This is a genomic window from Pseudomonas sp. 18175 (assembly GCF_050432925.1).
Taxonomy (GTDB): Bacteria; Pseudomonadota; Gammaproteobacteria; order Pseudomonadales; family Pseudomonadaceae; genus Aquipseudomonas.
Map to the genome: position 1 here is coordinate 26,824 of NZ_JBKFTO010000010.1, position 19,281 is coordinate 46,104.

Sequence of the window (19,281 nt, forward strand, 5' to 3'; positions counted from 1 at the left end):
GCCCTGCGCCAAAAGGAGGTGCTCGTGAGGACGATGCCCAAAGCCCTGTGCCTTGCCTTATGCCTACTGCTCACCGGCTGCGGCTCCATCACGACGGTTTTTCGCCCGGACGCCGTGACCAGCCAAAATCTCAAAGACTCACGCAGCCATTGCGAAAATGTGCCACGTCCCTACAGCGGGTTGATCTACGGGTTTTGTCGGCTCAACGGCGAACCCGCCTCTGACAAGAGTCTCAAGGATCAAAGCCTGATTGACCATGGGGGTAATGCATTGCCGGTCATCGCCGTCGAGTTCATCGCCTCCGGCGTGCTGGATACGCTGCTCCTGCCCTATACAATCTTGCGCCAGAGCAAAGACGGCAGCATCGAGATCTATCGTTGATCCCACTTGCCGCTTGCCGCTAACAGCTCCCCACTGCTTTTACGCTATAATCCCGCCCTTTAGCTGTTTCCCGCCCAGGCGGGAAGCACACTTTTTTGCGGCGCAACCCGCCTGCATGCAGACTAAAAGAGGCTAGACCCCTGTGGCATTGACGATTCTTGGCCTGTCCGGCGCCCTTAGCCATGATCCTTCCGCAGCCTTGTATATCGACGGCAAGCTGATCGCGGCCGCCGAAGAAGAGCGCTTCGTACGCGACAAACATGCAAAGAACCGCATGCCCTACGAGTCGGCGAAGTTCTGCCTGGAACAAGCCGGCATCAAGCCTTCCGACGTTGACGTGGTAGCGATCCCGTTCGCACCCATCAGCTTGTTCGGTGAGGCGCGCTGGCACTACGCCAAGCGTTACTGGTACGCCCCGGACCGCGCCCTTGACGCGATCCTGATGGGCAACCGTCGCTACAAGCGCTATCGCAACAAGATCGTCTGGTGCCTGGAGCAACTGGGCTTCGATCCGAAGAAAATCAAGATCGAACCGGTTGAACACCACCTGGCCCACGCTTCCAGCGCCTACCACTGCTCCGGCTTCCAGGAGAAAACCGCGATCCTCGGCATCGACGGTAAAGGTGAGTACGCCACCACGTTCTTCGGCTACGGCGAGAACGGCAAGATCCACAAGATCAAAGAATTCTACGATCCAGACTCCCTGGGCGGCCTGTACGGCGCGATCACCGAGTTCCTCGGTTTCGAGATGCTCGACGGTGAGTTCAAGGTCATGGGCATGGCGCCGTACGGCGACGCCAGCAAATACGACTTCTCGCGCCTGGCCTCGTTCGAGAACGGCGAGTTGGTGATCAACACCGACTACGCCAACGTCATCGGCCTGCGCCGCTATAAAGAGAAGGGCAAGGGGTTCTACTTCTCGCCAAAACTGATCGAGTGGCTAGGCCCGAAACGCGAAGGCGACATCGCTGACGAGCCGTACATCCACTACGCGGCCAGCATGCAAGCGCTGTTCGAGAAGCTGGCGCTGCAGATGATCGACCACTACCTGGGCGACATCCTCAAAGACACCGGCAAGCTGGCCTTCGCCGGCGGCTGTGCGCTGAACGTGAAGCTGAACCAGAAGATCATTGCCCGCGACGACGTCAAAGAGCTGTTCGTACAGCCGGCGTCCGGCGATGCCGGCACGGCGGTGGGCGCGGCGGCCTATGTGTCCCACGCCCGTGGTGTACCGGTGGAGAAGATGGAACACGTCTACCTCGGCCCGTCCTACAGCAACGAAGAAGTGATTGCGGCGTGTGCCAAGCACGAGAGCAAGCCTGTGTGGCGCAAGATCGAGAACATGCCCCAGCGCATCGCCAAGATCATGGTCGACGGCAACCCGGTGGCCTGGTTCCAGGGCCGTATGGAGTTTGGCCCGCGTGCTTTGGGTGGCCGTTCGATCATCGGTTGCCCAAGCGCCACCGGCGTGGCAGACCGTATCAACCACCAGATCAAGTTCCGCGAGCGCTGGAGGCCTTTCTGCCCGTCGATGCTCGACACTGTGGCCCCGCAGATGATCAAGGTCGATCACCCGGCGCCGTTCATGACCTTCACCTTTGAAGTGTCGGAAGAGTGGAAAACCCGCGTGCCGGAAGTGGTGCATGAAGATGGCACCTCCCGCGCCCAGGTGCTCAAGCGCGAATACAACCCGCGCTACTACGACATGATGAAAGAGCTGGAAGTGCTGACCGGCAACGGCGTGTCCCTGAACACCTCGCTCAACCGTCGCGGCGAAGCGATGATCTGCTCGCCCAAAGACGCGCTGGACATGTTTTTCGGCTCCGACCTGCAATACCTGATCATGGAAGACATCCTGGTGGTCAAGGACGGCGTGGACCCTTATGACGCGCTCGGCTGACCGCCACGTCCTGCAGTTCTGCCACGGCTATGACGGGCCGTTCCTCGATTGCGCCCGTCAGTACGCCAGCCTGTTCGCAGGCTCGGGCTACAAGGTGACCACGGTGTTTCTTACCGGGGTCGCCGACCCTGAGGTAGCCGCCGGTTGTGCCAGTGACGAAGTGCTGTTCATGGAGTACAGCTCCAAGGCCATTCGCGCCTTGAAGCTGGGCGCCATCGCCGAGATGCGCAAGATTGCCGCATCGCGCAATTTCAGCTTTTGCATCGCGCACCGCGCCAAACCAATCTACATCGCCTTGCTCGCCACGCGTTTGCAGGTGATTGGCGTGCACCACGCCTTTGGCGATTACCAGCGTTATGGTCGTCGCCTGTTTGCCTCGATTTTCCGCAAGCGCCTGAGCTTGCTGGCTGTCTCCGACGCGGTGCGCGATGACATCCGTCGTTGCCTACCGAGTTGGCCAGCGGCGCGCATCCAGACCTTGTACAACCGCATCGATGTCGAGGCCATGCAGGCGCTGCAAGTCTCGAAGGACGAGGCGCGCGATGCCCTGGGGCTGTCGCCGGACGAATGGGTGGTCGGCAATGTCGGCCGCCTGCACCCGGACAAGGACCAGGCCACGTTACTCAAGGGCTTCGCCTTGGCCTTGCCGCAGTTGCCCGCCGACAGCCGCCTGGCGATCCTCGGCACCGGGCGACTGGAGCAGGACTTGAAGGCGCTGGCCCGCGAGTTGGGCATTGCCGACAACGTGCTGTTCCTCGGCCAGGTGCCGGATGCGCGCCGTTATTTCCGTGCCTTTGACGTGTTTGCCCTGAGCTCCGATCACGAACCCTTCGGCATGGTGCTGTTGGAGGCCATGGCCGCCGGCGTACCCTTGTTGGCCACCGCTTGCGGCGGTGCAAAGGAAGTGGTCGAAGGCGTGGGTATCTTGTTCCCCTTCGGCGATGCCGAGCACCTGGCCCAAGGCTTGGGTTACCTGGCTGCGATGGATCACCATCAGCAACGCCAGTGCGCCGAGCTGATGCTGGAGCGCCTGCAGGCGCGTTTCTCGGATCAGGCGGTGCGTGACACTTTCTGGCAACTGCCACACGTTATTGAACTGACCGCGAGGGCTTGATGCTCAATCGATTCCAAGGCTGGCGCGAGCGCGGCTGGTCCGTCGTTGATGCGCCTGCCTATGCCGAGGCCTGGCAGCGTTTTGGCGGCAGTGTCGCCACGCACCCGCAAGTGATCGAGCGTCTGGCCGGGTTGGCGCAGATTCCCGTGCGCTACCTGGCTTGGGAGCAGGCCGGTGAACTCAAGGCCTGCATTGCCACCTGGGGCCGCGACCTGGCCTTGTCCAAGGACGTGCTCAAGCGCAGCGGCAAGAAAGGCCTGTTTGACCTGGGCAATGCCGAGATCATCCTGCCGGCCGCCGCCGATGCCCAGGCGCCGCTGCGCCAGCGTGCGCGCTATCTGTCGGTGCTCAACGAAGGTCGCTTCAGTGGTCTCAAGCCTCAGGCCGAGCAGTTGGCCATGGCACGCACGCCGGAAGAGCTGTCGAAGAAATTTCGCTACAACCAACGCCGCGAGCTGCGCTTGCTGGAAGAGGCGGGCGGTGTGGTGCGGCCGGTGGGCGAGTTTTCCAGCGCGCAGCTGGCACGTATCTACTGCGACTTGTTCCTGCGCCGCTGGGGCTTTGTCGCCACCGGGGCCGAGCGTCTGGCCGAAGTGATCGAGCTGCTGCGCGAGTGGCTGATCGGCTCGGTGATTTTTCTCAACGATGCGCCGATCGCCATCCAACTGGTCTACCGGGTCGAATCCCCGGAGTGGATCAGCGTGGAGTACGTCAACGGCGGCGTTGATCCCGAAACCCGTGCGTTCAGCCCCGGCAGCGTGTTGAGTTTCCTCAATACCCAAAGCGCCTGGGAACAGGCGCGTGAAGTCGGCAAACCGCTGCGCTTCTCGTTCGGCCGTGCCGACCGCGAATACAAGGACCGTTGGTGCAACCCCGTGCAGGTATTGTGCGTATGACCCGCAAGCAGCAATTGCTCAAGCGCCATCGGCGTAACAAACGTACAGCGCTGATGATCGGCGTGTTGTTGCTGGTGCTGGTTGGCATCCTGGTGGCCTGGTGGTTGCCGCTGCTGTTGGCGGTGCTGGCCTGGGTTGCCCACGAGGCCTGGTTTGCCGACCACCTGTTTTATGCGCCCAACGAAGATTATCAATACCGCTTCTCGGCAGATGCCGAGCTTGCCGGTGTGCGTCTGGAAGGCGGACGCTTGCGGGTTGACCCGCCTGTGGCGCCGGATGCAACCGTGGTGCTGGCGATCAAGGTCAAGAGCACCTGGCTGGGACGGTTTTTTGATCCAAGCATTGAGCTGGCCGATGACCGGCAAACCTTCGAGCGTGGCGTCAACGGGCTGCGCTATCTGAACCTCAGCGGTGCAGATCTCAATCAGCTAGCGCTGCGTGGTCGCCATTGCCGCCTGCTCGGCACGCCGCGCCTGTGGGCCTGGGCCCAGCCGGACTATCGCCAGCAGCGGGTGATGGTCATCGCACCCCATGCCGACGATGCTGAATTGGCGGCGTTTGGCCTTTACAGTCAGGCGGAAAAACCTTGGATCGTGACCCTCACCGCTGGCGAAATCGAAGCCGAGCATTACCAGCAGATGGGCCTGAGCGAAGTCGAAGCCGCGCGCATCAAGGGTCGCCTGCGTGCCTGGGACAGTATCGCCGTGCCGTTGTGGGCCGGTGTGCCGCAAGCGCATTGCGTCCAGCTTGGCTATTTCTGCCTGCAATTGCAGGCGATGCAAGCCGCACCGGATTTGCCCTTTGCCTCCCGTGAGGCCGACCTGACCGACGTTCGACCGTTCAGGCAGTTCAATCCATTCCCGTTGCCGGCGGATGCCGATGGCCTGCCGACCTGGAACAACCTGTTGGCCGACCTGCGCCACGTGCTGCTGATGGCACGTCCGGAAGTGATCGTATTGCCCCATTCGGTGCTCGACCCCCACCCCGATCACATTTGCGCGCAGCAGGCGGTCATGCAAGCCTTGCAAGGCCTGGAGTGGCAGCCGACCACCGTGCTCGGCTACGCCAACCACCTGCACGATAACGATCGCTGGCCGATGGGCGATGCAGGTGCTGGTATTGCCCTGCCGCCGCTGTTTGACGCGGCCGAAGAACTGCACCCGTGCAGCCTGCCCCTGACATTGGCGCAACAGCGCGACAAGGCCATGGCGCTGGGCATGATGCATGATCTGCAACCGGCACCACCCTTCAAGCGGCGCGTGCGTCGCTGGTTGCAGCGCATGCTGGCCGGCCGCGCACGTTCGCCTTATGGGGAGAATGAGTTCTTCCGCAAGGCGGTACGGCGACATGAATTGTTCTGGCGTTTGTGACCTGTGAAAGGAAGAGCATGAAAGTTTTATTTCTGGTGCAGAAAGAACAGCGCGCCATCCTGGATCGGCTGTACGACGGTGTGGCCGAGCACTGTGAATGCGATATCCGCTGGTTGAGCAGTGCCGAGCAGCGCAACCTGCGCGGGTACTTTCGACGTGAGGTCGATGTGAGCCGCTATGACCGCATCGTGTTCTTCCTGCGCTTCAAACAGGAAATCCGTCAGGCGGGGTTTATCCGCACGATCCCCAACCTGGTGATCCTCGAACACGACGCCTACCAGAACTACATTCCCTGCAAGTACACCGGCAAGTTCAGCGCCCATTACCGGCGCTTGCCGTGGGCGCGGGTGATCAGTTCGGGCTTTATGGTCACCGAGCGCCTGCGCGAAGAAGGGTTTGACGCGGTGTTTGTGCCCAAGGGCTATGACCAGGCGTTATTGCAACCACAGGAACGTGAGCGCGATATCGAGTTGGCCTTTGTCGGTAGCACCAATAGCGTGGCCTACAGCGGTCGCAAGGCGTTGCTCGATGAGCTGGCGCAGGTTGAGCCGCTGGTGGTGACCCGCACCAAGTCCGGTGAGGAATACTGCGCCACCCTCAACCGCATCCGCTTTTTCGTCAGTGCCGATGTGGGCATGGGCGAGTACATGATCAAGAACTTCGAAGCCATGGCCTGCGGCTGCGTGTTGCTGGCGTATGACCAGGGCGCAGCGGAAAACGCCGCCCTGGGTTTTGAAGAGATGGTCAATGTGGTGTTCTACAAGGACATTCCACAGTTGCAGAAAAAACTGGCCGTGTTGCGCGCCGATCCTGGGTTGGCGGCGCAGATTGCGCGTAACGGGCAAGCGCTTGCCGTCAGCCAATTCAGCTTTGCCCAGATCGGCCAGCGCATCGTTGAAGCACTTGAGCCGCCGCTGCGTCCGCGTGCGCCGCTGAGCCTGCTGGAAAAACTGCGCCTGAAACTGGGCGTCTGACCCTGGCTTGATCGCAGTGAGTGGTCATATCAAATTTTTGGGGCTGTAATGCAATTCTCCGATCAAAGCGACATAACGCTCGTGGTGACCAGTTGTGGTCGCCTCGATTTGCTCAAAAGCACGCTCGAAAGCTTCGATCAGTTCAATACAGCGCCTATCCGTGAGGTCTTCATCACCGAAGACTCTGGCGATGAGGCCGTGCGCCAGGCGATCCCCGCCCATTGGCAGGCGCATTGCACGTTTTTCGTCAATCGCCCGAAGTTGGGGCAACTGGCATCCATCGACCTGGCGTACGGGTCGGTTAAAACACCCTATATTTTCCATTGTGAAGATGACTGGGAGTTCTACCGCCCAGGGTTTGTCGAGGACTCCAAGACGGTCCTGGAATTGCGCCCGGATATTCTTCAAGTGTGGTTGCGTAACTATGTCTACGATCTAAAGGTGCACAGCCCTTATATCCGCCTGGGGCCGCGCGAGCTGATAGGTGCGGTGCCGTGTTATCCGCTGATTTCCGACAAGCCGGAATGGCAGGCATTTTCCCTGAACCCCGGCTTGCGGCGTCTTAAGGAATACGCGTTGTGCGCACCTTATGCAGGGTTCGATGGGGAAAAAGGCTTGTCCCGACGGTACGCCCAATTGAATTTGACGGCCGTGACCCTTGAAGGGGATGCGGTGCTGCATACCGGTTTCGGCTTGCATGTGTCGACGTCGGCCGAGCGCTTGAACAAGGCGCGACGCAAGCGACGCGAGCGGATCAAGTTGGTGGTGATGCTGTTGGTGGGCATCGGAATTGGCTGGTTTATTGGTTGAGCTTTTACAGCACACCTCCAGAACGTTGCAGAAGGTCCTTATCCGTCAATGAGCATCCTTAACATTATGTGGGCCGGTGGTTCTGCATTCGCCTCCGTGCAGAAGGTTCATCGGCAAGTGCTTGCCAGCCTCGATTGCGGTGCACCTGTTCATAACTGGTTGCTGCAGGGTGGTGCACAAGAGGGGGAAGAGGCGCTGGAGTGGAACCTCTCGTCTGCCCAGCTCAAAGGGCGTCATCTTTGGAAGCTGCTGATCCCCCGCATGCGCGCGCGGTTGCGCCGGGCCTTGCCTCACGACGTGAAGGTAGTGCTGCTCGATGGCATCGGTGTGGCGCGGGCACTGTTGCCGGTGCTCAAGGACGTGCCCGATGTGCGGGCGGTGGTGTTGTTCCATGGTGAGACGCGCTTGCGTAGCGCTGATCGTGAGTTGTTTGCACAGTTTTCAGAGGCCCGGCTGACGGTAGCGGCGGTGTCACAGACCCTGGCCGCGTCGCTGCAGCAGGGGTTGGGGCGCCCGGTCGCTTTACTGCGCAGCGCCTTCGACCCTGACGCTTTTCGCGCTGCGATGCTGACGCGTGACCAGGCGCGTGCGCGACTGGGTATAGCGCCCGGCGATGGCCCTGTAGTGGGCGCCGTGGGCCGGTTGGTGGGCAGCAAGGGGTTTGCCTGTTTGCTGGATGCCTTTGCACGGGTTTCGGCGCAATGGCCAGATTCACGGCTGGTAATCGTTGGCGAGGGCGCCGAGCGCGCCGCCCTTGAAGCACAGGTCGAAGGCTTGGGCCTGCGTGGGAAGGTCTTGCTGCCTGGGCATTTGGACGACGCGGCGAGCCTATATCGTGCGTTCGACTGGATGGCTATTCCGTCGTCGTCGGAGGGCCTGGGGTTGGTGCTGCAAGAGGCGGTCCTGGCCGGTGTCCCGGTGCTGACCAGCGAACTGGCCGTATTCCGCGAGCAGTTGGCCGACACCGGTTGGTACGCGCCGGTCGATGACGTCGAGGCGTGGTCGCAGCTTCTGGAGCGCGCCTTTTGCGCTGACGCAGGCGCCGTGGCGGCGGCTCAGTCAAAGGTCTTGGCGCCGGAGCAGGCCTGGCAGGATTTTACCGCCACCGCCTGCCGCCTGTTTTCAACTCGGTAGCAGCGCTTGTTCCAGTGCTTGCATTGGAAAGCGTTCGTTCAGCTTCTCGCGGGCAATATAGCGTGCAAAGTGCTGCAGGTTGCGCCGCACCAGTGCCGGGCTCAGCGGTGCGTGCAGGAAGCGCATGTCCGCCACGTCGATCAGGCCCATCTGGTTGTCGGGCGTCACGACCACATTGCCCAGGTGCAGTGAACGGAAGTAGATGCCCGCTTCATGCAGCCGGCGAATCAGTGCCACCAGCGGTTCAAGGTTGTGCTGCCAGTCGAAGCCTTCCTGATTGGACAACTGGCGCAGGGTCTCGCCCGGCAATGGACGGTACAGCACCGCAGTCATGCCGGGTGCGTCCAACTGATAGCTTGCAAGTACGGTCAGGGTCGGAATGCCGCGCTTTTGCAATTCAAGCGCGTTATCGATGAAGCGCTTGGAGTACGGGCGAAACAGCGCTGATGAAAAAAACCGTTTACGGCGGAACAGTTTAAGAATATTCCCGTCCGCCAGCAGGTAGACTTTGGGGCCGTAGCTGTCCTTCTCCAGGATTCTGGCGTTGGCAATCATCGTATTTAAAGCGGCTTGGGGAAGCCTTGAGCATTGCATCGTCGAAAAGCCTTGTGGAAGTCGCGGGCGCAGTGATCGGCAATGATGCCGAAAGTTTTGAATTTTAACCATGCCGGGTTGGCAGGTGAGCCGTATTCAGGAGCAAGTAATGCACGCAAGTCGTTGGGCGCAGGTATGGATGATGTTAGGGTTGCTCTGGTTTTTGTTGGCGATTGCCTTTGCGCCGACCAATAAGATCTATCAGCAAGGGTTGACGCTGTTTCTCTGGCTGCCGGCCATGGTATTTGCCTGGTCGGCCCGCGATCGACTCAAGGCCGTGTGGCAGTCGCAGCGCTGGGTCTGCCTGATGATTTTGCTGCTGGCGACCTGGGGTGGGATCAGCCTGCTGTGGACCAATGTCCAGGACCCTTCCCGCGAGGCCAAGCGCCTGCTCTATATCGGTGTGTTCCTGCTGTTCTTCCCGGTGTTTGCCGATGGTCAGGCCAACCGGGTTATTCGCCTGCTGAAATGGGGCGGCTACGGGTTGGCCTTGTCAGCGTTGATCGCAATCATCAAATTCTATGGTGTTGAGCATAAGGACTGGTCCGCCCGCCTTGCCGGGTTGGGGCAACTGTCCCATCCGATCCTGGGTGCCTACGTAATCGGCGTGGCTGCGGTCTGGATGCTGCACTGGGTGCCGCGCGACCGTTGGGTGCAAGTGGTGTGGGCGCTCGCGATCGGCTTGCTTGGGCTGTTTGTGGTGTTGAGCCAAAGCCGTGGCGCCGCGCTGGCGTTGCTGCTGAGCGTGGTGGCGATGCCGGTTTGGTGCCGTGACCGACGCACCGTGCTGACGGCGGTTGGCGCGATCGTGGCGGCAGTGGCGGTGTTCTTCGCCATGCAATCGTTAATGCTGGCTCGCGGTGTCTCCTACCGGCCACAGATCTTTATGGAGGCCCTGCGCATGATCGGCGAGCATCCATGGACTGGCCTGGGCTTGGGCGGGGACTACAGAGTCTTCACCGAAGGTCAGTTCTTTGACCACTCCCATAATCTGTTCACCCACGTGGCCATCGAGTTGGGCTTGCCGGGCGTGCTGCTCTGGGCTGCAGTGTGGTTCGGTGTGTTGTGGCAAGCCTGGAAGGCGCGTCACACCGACTTGGGCAAAGGCGTCCTGGGCATCTGGGTGTTTTCGTTCCTGGCGATGCAATTCGACGCCGCCAACCTGACCGGCACCCCTCGTGCGGAATGGTTCATTACCTGGCTGCCGATAGCCCTGAGCAGTGTTTTGGTCTGGGCTCGGGCCAAACCTGGCGCTTGTGATAAAGTTGCCGTCCTACCTAATCAGTGAGCTCAACAATGAGTGATGCACCGCCTAAAGCGGAACAGGAATCCAGCCTGAAAATTTATTTCAGGCTGCTGGGTTATGTGAAACCGTATATCGGCATGTTCCTGGTGAGCATCGTCGGTTTCGTGATTTTCGCGTCTACCCAGCCCATGCTGGCCGGGATTCTCAAGTATTTCGTGGATGGCCTGAGCAACCCGGACGTGGTGTTTTTCCCCAATGTTCCGTACCTCAAAGACTTGAAACTGCTGATGGCCGTGCCGCTGCTGATCGTGTTGATCGCCGCGTGGCAGGGGTTGGGGTCGTTCCTGGGCAACTACTACCTGGCCAAAGTCTCCCTGGGGCTGGTCCACGACCTGCGGGTGCAGTTGTTCAACAAGCTGCTGGTTCTGCCCAACCGCTATTTCGACACCCATAGTTCCGGGCACCTGATTTCGCGCATTACCTTCAACGTGACCATGGTCACCGGCGCCGCCACGGATGCGATCAAGGTGGTGATCCGCGAAGGCCTGACGGTGGTGTTCCTGTTCGGCTACCTGCTGTGGATGAACTGGAAGCTGACCCTGGTGATGCTGGCGATCCTGCCGGTCATCGCCATGATGGTGGGCAGCACCAGCAAGAAATTCCGCAAGCAGAGCAAGAAAATCCAAGTGGCGATGGGCGATGTGACCCACGTGGCCTCGGAGACGATCCAGGGTTACCGTGTGGTGCGCAGCTTCGGTGGGGAAACCTACGAAGAGCAGCGCTTTGCCAAGGCCAGCATGAGCAACACCGAAAAACAGATGCGCATGACCAAGACCGGCGCGGTCTACACCCCCATGCTGCAACTGGTGATCTACACCGCCATGGCGGCGCTGATGTTCCTGGTGCTGTTCCTGCGCGGCGACGCGACGGCCGGCGACCTGGTGGCCTACATCACCGCCGCGGGCTTGCTGCCCAAGCCGATTCGGCAGTTGTCGGAAGTCAGCTCCACCATCCAGAAAGGCGTCGCCGGTGCCGAGAGCATCTTCGAGCAACTGGATGTCGAGCCGGAAGTCGACACCGGCACCGTCGAGAAAGACCGTGTCAGCGGTCGCCTGGACGTACGCAACCTGAGCTTCACCTACCCTGGCACCGAGCGCGAAGTGCTCAAGAACATCAGCTTCACCGCCGCACCGGGCCAGATGGTAGCGTTGGTCGGGCGCTCGGGCAGTGGCAAGTCCACCCTGGCTGCGCTGATCCCACGGTTCTATCACCATGAAAATGGCGAGATCTTGCTCGATGAAGTAGAGATCGAGGACTACCGCCTGCGCAACTTGCGTCGGCACGTGGCCCAGGTGACCCAGCATGTGACGCTGTTCAACGACACCGTGGCCAATAACATCGCCTACGGCGACTTGGCTGGGGCGCCGCGTGCAGACATCGAAAAAGCCGCCGCAGACGCCTATGCCATGGACTTCATCGCCGAGCTGCCAAACGGCCTGGACACCGAGGTCGGCGAAAACGGCGTGCTGCTGTCCGGCGGCCAGCGCCAGCGCTTGGCTATCGCCCGGGCCCTGCTGAAAAATGCACCGCTGTTGATTTTGGATGAAGCGACCTCGGCGCTGGACACCGAGTCCGAACGCCATATCCAGGCGGCATTGGACAAGGTCATGAAGGGTCGTACCACCCTGGTGATCGCCCACCGACTGTCCACCATCGAGAAAGCCGACCTGATTCTGGTGATGGATCACGGCGAAATTGTCGAGCGTGGTACACACGCCGAACTGCTGGCGATGGGCGGCTATTACTCGCGCTTGCACGCCATGGGGCTGGATGAGCCGGCAACGGCCAACATCACCTGACAGGACGGGCGCGCAATGCGCCCCGTTTTTTGTATCAAGTCCCTTACACGCTTGACCAAAGCTAAATAGTTCGCTGCCTATCGTTTGCTATGTTGACCCCCTCGATTCGAATAACGGACGAGAGGGCTAACCTTCTTGCGTGGGTAATGGAATGTTGCAACGTCTGTTCTGGAAACTACTTCCCAAACACCAGAGGGTGTTCTTGCTGGGGCGCTTGTCGGTGGTGGATCGGCAGGCGGTGAATAAAGCCCTGTCGGCAGTGACCACGCTTCCCCAGGCCTTCGAACGGCATAAATGCGTGTTTATCCATGTGCCTAAATGTGCCGGTAGCAGCGTGTGTTCGGCGTTGCTCGACGGGCGCTGGCCGGGGCACCTGCCGTACTACTGGTACCAGCAGCAGTTTCCCGAACACTGCGAGCGCAGCTTCAAGTTTGCCTTCGTGCGTGACCCGCTGGAGCGCGCCTACTCGGCGTACACCTACCTGCGCAACAACCGCATGGGCGAGCGCGACCTGCAGGCCCAGGCGCTGGTCTCCCATTACCGCGACTTCGATCACTTCGTGGGCGGCTGGCTGCACCCGGACAACCTGCGCCGCCAGTTGCACTTTGCCCCACAGACTGACTTCCTGGTCGATCACATGGGCCAGATGGCCATGGACTTTCTGGGGCGTCAGGAGTCTTTGCAGCAAGACTTCCAGCACCTGTGCGAGCGCCTTGGCGTCGATACATCCTTGCCCCACCTGAATGTCTCCCTGGAGCGTCGCAGCGAACCGGTGAGGGATTTTTGCACCCTGCGTACGCGCCGCCTGGTCAGGCGTGCCTATCAACGTGACTACGAGGTCCTGGGTTATGAGTAGCCCGTTGCTGCACAGTGGTTCTGCCTCTATCCGCCCGTTTGCCTTGTCGTTGCCGGTGGCTGCGCGGGCCGCGCTCAAGCACCAGCAGCCGTGTTGCCTGTGGCTGACGGGGTTGTCTGGGTCTGGTAAGTCGACCCTGGCCAATGCCCTGGAGGTGCAACTCAACGAGCAAGGGCGGCACACCTTTGTGCTCGACGGCGATAACCTGCGCACTGGCTTGTGCAATGACTTGGGCATGAGCGATGGCGCGCGCAAGGAAAACATCCGACGTATCGGCGAAGTGGCGCGGTTGATGGTGGATGCGGGTTTGATCGTGATCGTCTCGGCGATTTCGCCGTTCAGCCTCGACCGATCGACCGCCCGGGGCTTGTTTGGGCCGGGGCAATTCCTTGAGGTCTACGTCAGCACGCCGTTCGATGTGTGCGCGCGGCGCGACCCCAAAGGGCTTTACCGCCTGGCGCTGGAAGGGCGCATCAAAGCGTTCACTGGCCTGGACAGCCCCTATGAGGCGCCGGTCAATGCAGACTGCGTGATCAACACTGATGAGGTCGAACTGAAGGACGCCGTGGAGCAGATCCTGGCAACTTTGTTTAAAAAATGACCAGTTGTGCGGCCCGATGTCTTACAGATAAAGCTCTCGAACTAGGCAGCGCTCACCCTGTGCTAATATCGCGCCCCTGTTCATTTTGTATGTGGGTTGCTCCATGAAGTTGTCCATGCCGCGATTCGATCAAGCCCCTGTCTTGGTGGTCGGCGATGTCATGCTCGACCGTTACTGGCATGGTGGTACCTCACGGATTTCCCCTGAGGCGCCGGTGCCGGTCGTTAAGGTCGAGCAAATCGAAGACCGTCCGGGCGGCGCTGCCAACGTTGCCCTCAATATTGCCGCCCTCGGCGCCCCGGCCTCCCTGGTGGGTGTGACCGGCGACGACGAAGCCGCCGACAGCCTGGCCAACAGCCTGCGCGGTGCCGGCGTGCGCGCGCTGTTCCAGCGCATTGCCCACCAGCCGACCATCGTCAAGCTGCGGGTCATGAGCCGTCACCAGCAATTGCTGCGTATCGATTTCGAAGAACCCTTCGCGACCGACGCCCTGGCCCTCAGCGGCCAGGTCGACGAGTTGCTCGAAGGCATCAAGGTGCTGGTGTTGTCCGACTACGGCAAAGGCGCCTTGAGGAACCACCAGGCGCTGATCCAGGCCGCCAAGGCCAAGGGCATCCCGGTACTGGCCGATCCCAAGGGTCGTGACTTCTCGATTTATCGCGGCGCCAGCCTGATCACCCCGAACCTCAGCGAGTTCGAAGCCATCGTCGGCGGTTGCGCCGATGAGCACGAACTGGTGAGCAAAGGTGCAGCGCTGATGGCCGAGCTTGATCTGGGGGCCTTGCTGGTGACCCGTGGCGAGCACGGCATGACCCTGCTGCGTCCCGGCCACCCGGCGATGCACCTGCCGGCGCGAGCCCGTGAAGTGTTTGACGTCACCGGCGCCGGTGACACCGTGATTTCCACCCTGGCCGCTTCGATTGCCGCCGGTGAAGAGTTGCCCCACGCCGTGGCCCTGGCCAACCTGGCGGCGGGCATCGTGGTGGGCAAGTTGGGTACCGCTGCCATCAGCGCGCCGGAGTTGCGCCGTGCAATCCAGCGCTCCGAAGGCTCCGAGCGCGGTGTGCTGACCATCGAACAATTGCTGCTGGCGATTGACGATGCGCGCGCCCACAACGAAAGCATTGTGTTCACCAACGGCTGCTTCGACATCCTGCACGCCGGTCACGTGACCTACCTGGAACAGGCCCGCGCCCAAGGTGACCGCCTGATCGTCGCGGTCAACGACGATGCCTCCGTCAGCCGCCTCAAAGGCCCCGGCCGCCCGATCAACAGTGTTGATCGCCGCATGGCCGTGCTGGCAGGCCTGGGCGCGGTGGACTGGGTGATCAGCTTCCCGGAAGCGACCCCGGAAAACCTGCTGGCCCAGGTCAAGCCAGACGTGCTGGTCAAGGGCGGCGACTACTCCGTCGACCAGGTGGTCGGTGCCGATATCGTCAGCGCCTACGGCGGTACGGTCAAAGTCTTGGGTCTGGTCGAGAACAGCTCGACCACGGCCATTGTCGAGAAGATCCGTGGCAATGACTAAGTGGGTTCTGGTCACAGGCGGTGCGGGCTTTATCGGCTCGCACTTGGTGGATGCGCTGCTCGCCAAAGGTTATGGCGTGCGGGTGTTGGATAACCTCTCCACCGGCAAGCGCAGCAATTTGCCGTTGGATAATCCGCTGGTCGAGTTGCTCGAAGGTGATGTGGCCGACGCCGAACAGGTGGCACGTGCCAGCGTCGGCGCGACCGCCGTGGTGCACCTGGCCGCGGTGGCCTCGGTGCAGGCTTCGGTGGATGACCCGGTGAGCACCCACCAGAGCAATTTCGTCGGCACCTTGAATGTCTGCGAAGCCATGCGCAAGGCCGGCGTCAAGCGCGTGGTGTATGCCTCCAGCGCAGCGGTGTATGGCAACAACGGCGAAGGTGCCTCGATTGACGAAGAGACCACCAAGGCACCGTTGACGCCCTATGCGTCCGACAAGCTGGCCGGTGAGCACTATTTCGACTTCTACCGTCGCCAGCATGGCCTGGAACCGGTGGTGTTCCGCTTTTTCAATATCTTCGGGCCGCGCCAGGATCCTTCATCGCCGTACTCCGGCGTGATCAGTATCTTCAGCGAGCGCGTGCAGCAGGGCCTGCCAATTGCCGTGTTCGGCGATGGCGAGCAAACCCGCGACTTCATGTACGTGGGCGACCTGGTCGACCTGCTGGTGCAGGCCATTGAAGTGCCGGATGCGCCTGTGGGCGCAATCAACGTCGGCTGGAACCGCACCACCACCCTCAAGCAGGTGTTGCAGGCCTTGGAAGACGTGGTTGGCAGCTTGCCCGCCGTGACTTATGGGCCGGCGCGTTCGGGGGATATCAAGCATTCGCGGGCGAATAACCAGCGGTTGCTGGCGAGTTTCACACTGCCCGAGCCGACACCGCTAAGGGTCGGCCTGGAACGCTTGCTCAAGGGCTGAATACAATCAAACGTGGGAGCTGGCTTGCCTGCGATGCAGACACCTCGCTGCATCAGGCAGGTCGAGGTGATGCCATCGCAGGCAAGCCAGCTCCTACAGTCGATTGCGTCAAGCCTTGGCTTTCTTCTTCGGCGTTATCTTGCGCAGCACGCGTTTCGCCAGACGCTTGAGCTTTGACTCCTTCTCCGGCTCCGCCAAACCCTGCTGGCGCAGCCAGTCCTTCCAGCGAATCCGTTCATCGCGCACCAACCAACCCTCTTGCTGGGCGAAGCTTTCCGCCAGGTACAAGCCGCGCGTGCTGGCCGGGTACAGTTGATCCTTCTTGACGGTATACAGCTCGGCCAACGGCTGGCCGTCTTTGAGCGGCATCAGGTACAGGTCTGGACGCTGGCGATCCAGGCGCGCCACCAACTGATCGCCTTCCAGGCGCTCATCCACATGGAACAGGCTCAGGGACTTGGCCTCCTTGGGCACTTCCAGGCGCAGGTCGTAAATCAATTGCAACGACGCGGTGGGTAAGTGCACATAGGCCCGTGGCCGTTCGATCAACTGGGTGGTGGCGCAGCGCACCGGGCGTGCGGCACCGGACAAGGGGCTCAGGCGAAACGGCAGGGCTTCGCGGTAATGCAGCGCGGCGGAGTAGGGCGCTGGCAGCCAAGTGTCGTTGAAGCGCCCGCTGAGCCAGCCTTCGGGGGTCTCCAGCAGGCATTCTTCGGCGATTTCCTGGATGGCGGTGTGCAGCGGCAGGTTCAGTTCGTGGGCCGGGACGTAGCCGGAGATCAGCTTGAGCACCACATCGCCACGGTCTTGGCGGCGTTGACGCACCAGCACCCAGTAATCGCGGTTCTGCCAATGCAGGGTCAGGCGCACCGATACGCCAAGGTTGGCCAGTTCCACGGCGAAGCGCTCGGCGTCGGGCACCTCGACCGGCTTGCGGCGTTGCAGGGTCTGGGCAAAGTTGAGCGGCATGCCGACGCTCTGGTAGCTCAGGCCTTCGGGAGTGGCTTCGACGTGCAGCGGCAGTGTCTTGAAGTTGCTGGGGTTTTTTCTTATGAGCGTTCGCGGCATGTCGGCTCCTTCTTGCGACGGGGTCGGCCGCGTCGGCGGCATCAGAGTTGACGAATGACCTTGGCAGCAGTCGCCACGTTGTGGGCCAGGTGCAGCGGATTAATGGTCCCGACAATAGCACTGGCAACGCCGGTTTGCGCAAACAACAGCATGAAACTGGCGTGTATTGGATCCACTCCAGGTTCCAGGCAAACGTGGCCACTGGCCAGGGCTTTTTTGACCAGGATGCCCTTGCCGTGGGCCGCCGCATAGTCAATGACGGCTTTCTCGGCCTGTTCGTTCAAATTGTAGGTGACCATGGCGCAATCACCTTGTTCCAGAGCCTTCACGCCACCCTCGACGGTCTTGCCGGAGAACCCGAAGCCACGGATCTTACCTTCCTGTTTCAATGCCGCCAGGGTCTGGTACACCTCGCAATCGTTGAGGATGTGCAGGTCATTGCCGTCGGAGTGCACCAGCACCAGGTCGATAAAATCCGTTTCAAGCCGTTTCAGGCTGCGCTCAATCGACAGGCGAGTGTGGGCGGCGCTGAAGTCGTGGCTGGACACGCCGTTCTCGAATTCCTCGCCGACCTTGCTGACAATCACCCAATCCTGGCGCTGGCCGCGCAACAGCGGCCCCAGGCGTTCCTCACTCATGCCGTAGGCCGGTGCGGTGTCGATCAGGTTGATGCCCAGTTCGCGGGCCTGGCGCAGCAGCATGCGGGCCGCGTCGTCATCGGGTATCTGGAAACCGCTGGGGTATTTCACCCCCTGGTCGCGGCCCAGCTTGACGGTGCCCAGGCCCAGCGGCGACACCAGCAGGCCGGTGCTGCCCAGGGGGCGATGCAGGTCGTGCAAGGTTGGCAGGCTCATGGCAACAGTTGCTCCCAGGCGGGTACGCCCATCGGCGGTGTTGGCAGGTGCGGCAACGGCTCGGTGACGCTTGGGCGGATGCCGTCACGTTCCAGGCTGTTGATCACCCGATCGGCGAAGTCTGGCGCCAAGGCCAGCTTGGTCGGCCAGCCCACCAGCAAGCGGCCCTCCTCAAAGACGAAGGCATTGTCGGGGCGGGTCAGGCCTGTTTGCAGGGGCTCGGCGCGGTCGACCCGCAGCGTGGCCCACTGGGTTTGGCTCATGTCGATCCACGGCAGCAACTGCGCCAGTTCTTTTTGTGCCGTGGCGATTTGTTCTTCTGGCGTGCGCGCGACGCCATCGGCCTCGGCAATATCGCCGCCCAGGTACCACACCCAATTGCCATCAGCGGCCGGGTGAGTGGTGACGGTGATGCGTGGCTTGGTGCCACCGCCCAGGCAGTGGGCGTACAGCGGCTTGAGGCCAGGGCCTTTGGCGATGATCATATGCAGCGGGCGCTTTTGCATGGCCGGCTTGCTCAGGCCCAGCTCGGTCAGCAGGTCTGCGGTGCCGCCGCCGGCGCTCAGGACAATGCGTTGGGCGCGGATCTCGCGGTCATCCACCTTCAAGCCCACCAGCTTATTGCCTTCCAGCAGGGGTTGGATGTGCTGCCCGGCGAGCAAGCCATCGCCAGCCAGTTGCGCCAGGCGTTCGATCAGGCTTGGCACATCCACGACCAACTCCGCCAGGCGATAGACCTTGCCCTTGAAGCGGCGGTCTTGCAGGGCTGGGGGCAAATCATCGCCCTTGACTTGGTCGACGCGGCCGCGCACGGCCTTGCTGGCGAAGAAGCTGGTGAGGTTGCCGGCAATCGTGCCGGGGGACCACAGGTAATGGGCTTCGGACAACAAGCGTACGCCGGTCAGGTCCAGCTCACCGTTGCCCGCCAGGGCTTCGCGCCAGCGGCGCGGCATGTCGGCAATGGCTTCGGAGGCGCCGGTGAGGGCGCCGTGCAGGGCGTACTTCGCACCGCCGTGGATGATCCCTTGGGACTTCACGCTTTGCCCGCCGCCCAGCGTGGCGTTTTCCACCAGCACCGTAGAAAACCCCTGGCGGCGCAGGCGCGCATTCAGCCAGAGGCCAGCAACCCCGGCGCCGACAATCAGGACGTCGGTGGAAATAACGGATGGCATGGGCG

The 19,281-nt window shown here is 61.5% G+C and carries 18 protein-coding genes; 14 read left to right on the forward strand and 4 right to left on the reverse strand.

Features of this window, described 5'->3' with window-relative positions; translation table 11 throughout:
• Positions 1–33 precede the first annotated feature (33 nt).
• From ACLD1Y_RS15250 to ACLD1Y_RS15285, 8 genes are all read left to right on the forward strand, one after another.
• Positions 34–381: a YceK/YidQ family lipoprotein gene (locus ACLD1Y_RS15250; RefSeq protein ID WP_429478882.1), complete on the forward strand. Its 348-nt coding sequence runs from the start codon at positions 34–36 to the stop codon at positions 379–381.
• Positions 382–523: 142 nt separating this feature from the next.
• On the forward strand, positions 524–2,281 hold the full coding sequence (locus tag ACLD1Y_RS15255; RefSeq protein WP_429478724.1) for a carbamoyltransferase family protein: 1,758 nt from the start codon (positions 524–526) through the stop codon (positions 2,279–2,281).
• Entirely contained in the window at positions 2,265–3,395 is a 1,131-nt protein-coding gene (locus ACLD1Y_RS15260; RefSeq protein WP_429478725.1) for a glycosyltransferase, read from the forward strand. Before ACLD1Y_RS15255 ends, ACLD1Y_RS15260 begins: the two co-directional genes overlap by 17 nt.
• Positions 3,395–4,291: a GNAT family N-acetyltransferase gene (locus ACLD1Y_RS15265; protein WP_429478726.1), complete on the forward strand. Its 897-nt coding sequence runs from the start codon at positions 3,395–3,397 to the stop codon at positions 4,289–4,291. Before ACLD1Y_RS15260 ends, ACLD1Y_RS15265 begins: the two co-directional genes overlap by 1 nt.
• Positions 4,288–5,661 carry a PIG-L deacetylase family protein gene (locus ACLD1Y_RS15270; RefSeq protein WP_429478727.1) on the forward strand — a complete coding sequence of 458 codons (1,374 nt, stop codon included), beginning with the start codon at positions 4,288–4,290 and terminating at the stop codon, positions 5,659–5,661. Before ACLD1Y_RS15265 ends, ACLD1Y_RS15270 begins: the two co-directional genes overlap by 4 nt.
• A gap of 17 nt (positions 5,662–5,678) precedes the next feature.
• Positions 5,679–6,635 (forward strand): glycosyltransferase family protein, encoded by a 957-nt coding sequence (locus tag ACLD1Y_RS15275; RefSeq protein ID WP_429478728.1) that lies wholly within the window; start codon positions 5,679–5,681, stop codon positions 6,633–6,635.
• A gap of 48 nt (positions 6,636–6,683) precedes the next feature.
• Positions 6,684–7,445: a glycosyltransferase family 2 protein gene (locus tag ACLD1Y_RS15280; protein WP_429478729.1), complete on the forward strand. Its 762-nt coding sequence runs from the start codon at positions 6,684–6,686 to the stop codon at positions 7,443–7,445.
• 48 nt (positions 7,446–7,493) lie between these two features.
• The gene (locus ACLD1Y_RS15285) at positions 7,494–8,579 is read left to right on the forward strand and encodes a glycosyltransferase (protein ID WP_429478730.1); all 1,086 of its coding nucleotides are present in this window, start codon (positions 7,494–7,496) and stop codon (positions 8,577–8,579) included.
• Here ACLD1Y_RS15285 and ACLD1Y_RS15290 read toward each other — a convergent pair.
• Positions 8,568–9,134: a toluene tolerance protein gene (locus ACLD1Y_RS15290; protein WP_429478731.1), complete on the reverse strand. Its 567-nt coding sequence runs from the start codon at positions 9,132–9,134 to the stop codon at positions 8,568–8,570. The genes ACLD1Y_RS15285 and ACLD1Y_RS15290 overlap by 12 nt on opposite strands.
• A 148-nt stretch (positions 9,135–9,282) precedes the next feature.
• On the opposite strand from ACLD1Y_RS15290, the gene ACLD1Y_RS15295 reads away from it, so the two are divergent.
• From ACLD1Y_RS15295 to ACLD1Y_RS15320, 6 genes are all read left to right on the forward strand, one after another.
• Positions 9,283–10,461 (forward strand): O-antigen ligase family protein, encoded by a 1,179-nt coding sequence (locus tag ACLD1Y_RS15295; protein WP_429478732.1) that lies wholly within the window; start codon positions 9,283–9,285, stop codon positions 10,459–10,461.
• An 8-nt stretch (positions 10,462–10,469) separates the two neighbouring features.
• On the forward strand, positions 10,470–12,278 hold the full coding sequence (msbA, locus tag ACLD1Y_RS15300) for a lipid A export permease/ATP-binding protein MsbA (RefSeq protein WP_429478733.1): 1,809 nt from the start codon (positions 10,470–10,472) through the stop codon (positions 12,276–12,278).
• Between the two features lie 151 nt (positions 12,279–12,429).
• Positions 12,430–13,134, forward strand: a complete 705-nt coding sequence (locus ACLD1Y_RS15305; protein WP_429478734.1) for a sulfotransferase family 2 domain-containing protein — start codon at positions 12,430–12,432, stop codon at positions 13,132–13,134.
• Positions 13,127–13,735 (forward strand): adenylyl-sulfate kinase, encoded by a 609-nt coding sequence (gene cysC, locus ACLD1Y_RS15310; protein WP_429478735.1) that lies wholly within the window; start codon positions 13,127–13,129, stop codon positions 13,733–13,735. Before ACLD1Y_RS15305 ends, cysC begins: the two co-directional genes overlap by 8 nt.
• Before the next feature lie 103 nt (positions 13,736–13,838).
• Positions 13,839–15,263, forward strand: a complete 1,425-nt coding sequence (hldE, locus tag ACLD1Y_RS15315) for a bifunctional D-glycero-beta-D-manno-heptose-7-phosphate kinase/D-glycero-beta-D-manno-heptose 1-phosphate adenylyltransferase HldE (protein WP_429478736.1) — start codon at positions 13,839–13,841, stop codon at positions 15,261–15,263.
• Positions 15,256–16,182: an NAD-dependent epimerase/dehydratase family protein gene (locus ACLD1Y_RS15320; RefSeq protein ID WP_429478737.1), complete on the forward strand. Its 927-nt coding sequence runs from the start codon at positions 15,256–15,258 to the stop codon at positions 16,180–16,182. Before hldE ends, ACLD1Y_RS15320 begins: the two co-directional genes overlap by 8 nt.
• Positions 16,183–16,290: 108 nt before the next feature.
• Here the strand turns inward: ACLD1Y_RS15320 and ACLD1Y_RS15325 are convergent, their stop codons facing one another.
• From ACLD1Y_RS15325 to ACLD1Y_RS15335, 3 genes are read right to left on the reverse strand one after another with little or no spacing between them, the layout of a single operon-like run.
• Positions 16,291–17,250, reverse strand: coding sequence for a metal ABC transporter ATPase (locus ACLD1Y_RS15325; RefSeq protein WP_429478738.1), 960 nt, complete (start codon positions 17,248–17,250; stop codon positions 16,291–16,293).
• A gap of 41 nt (positions 17,251–17,291) precedes the next feature.
• Positions 17,292–18,104 (reverse strand): aldo/keto reductase, encoded by an 813-nt coding sequence (locus ACLD1Y_RS15330; protein WP_429478739.1) that lies wholly within the window; start codon positions 18,102–18,104, stop codon positions 17,292–17,294.
• The gene (locus tag ACLD1Y_RS15335) at positions 18,101–19,276 is read right to left on the reverse strand and encodes an NAD(P)/FAD-dependent oxidoreductase (RefSeq protein ID WP_429478740.1); all 1,176 of its coding nucleotides are present in this window, start codon (positions 19,274–19,276) and stop codon (positions 18,101–18,103) included. Before ACLD1Y_RS15335 ends, ACLD1Y_RS15330 begins: the two co-directional genes overlap by 4 nt.
• Positions 19,277–19,281 lie beyond the last annotated feature (5 nt).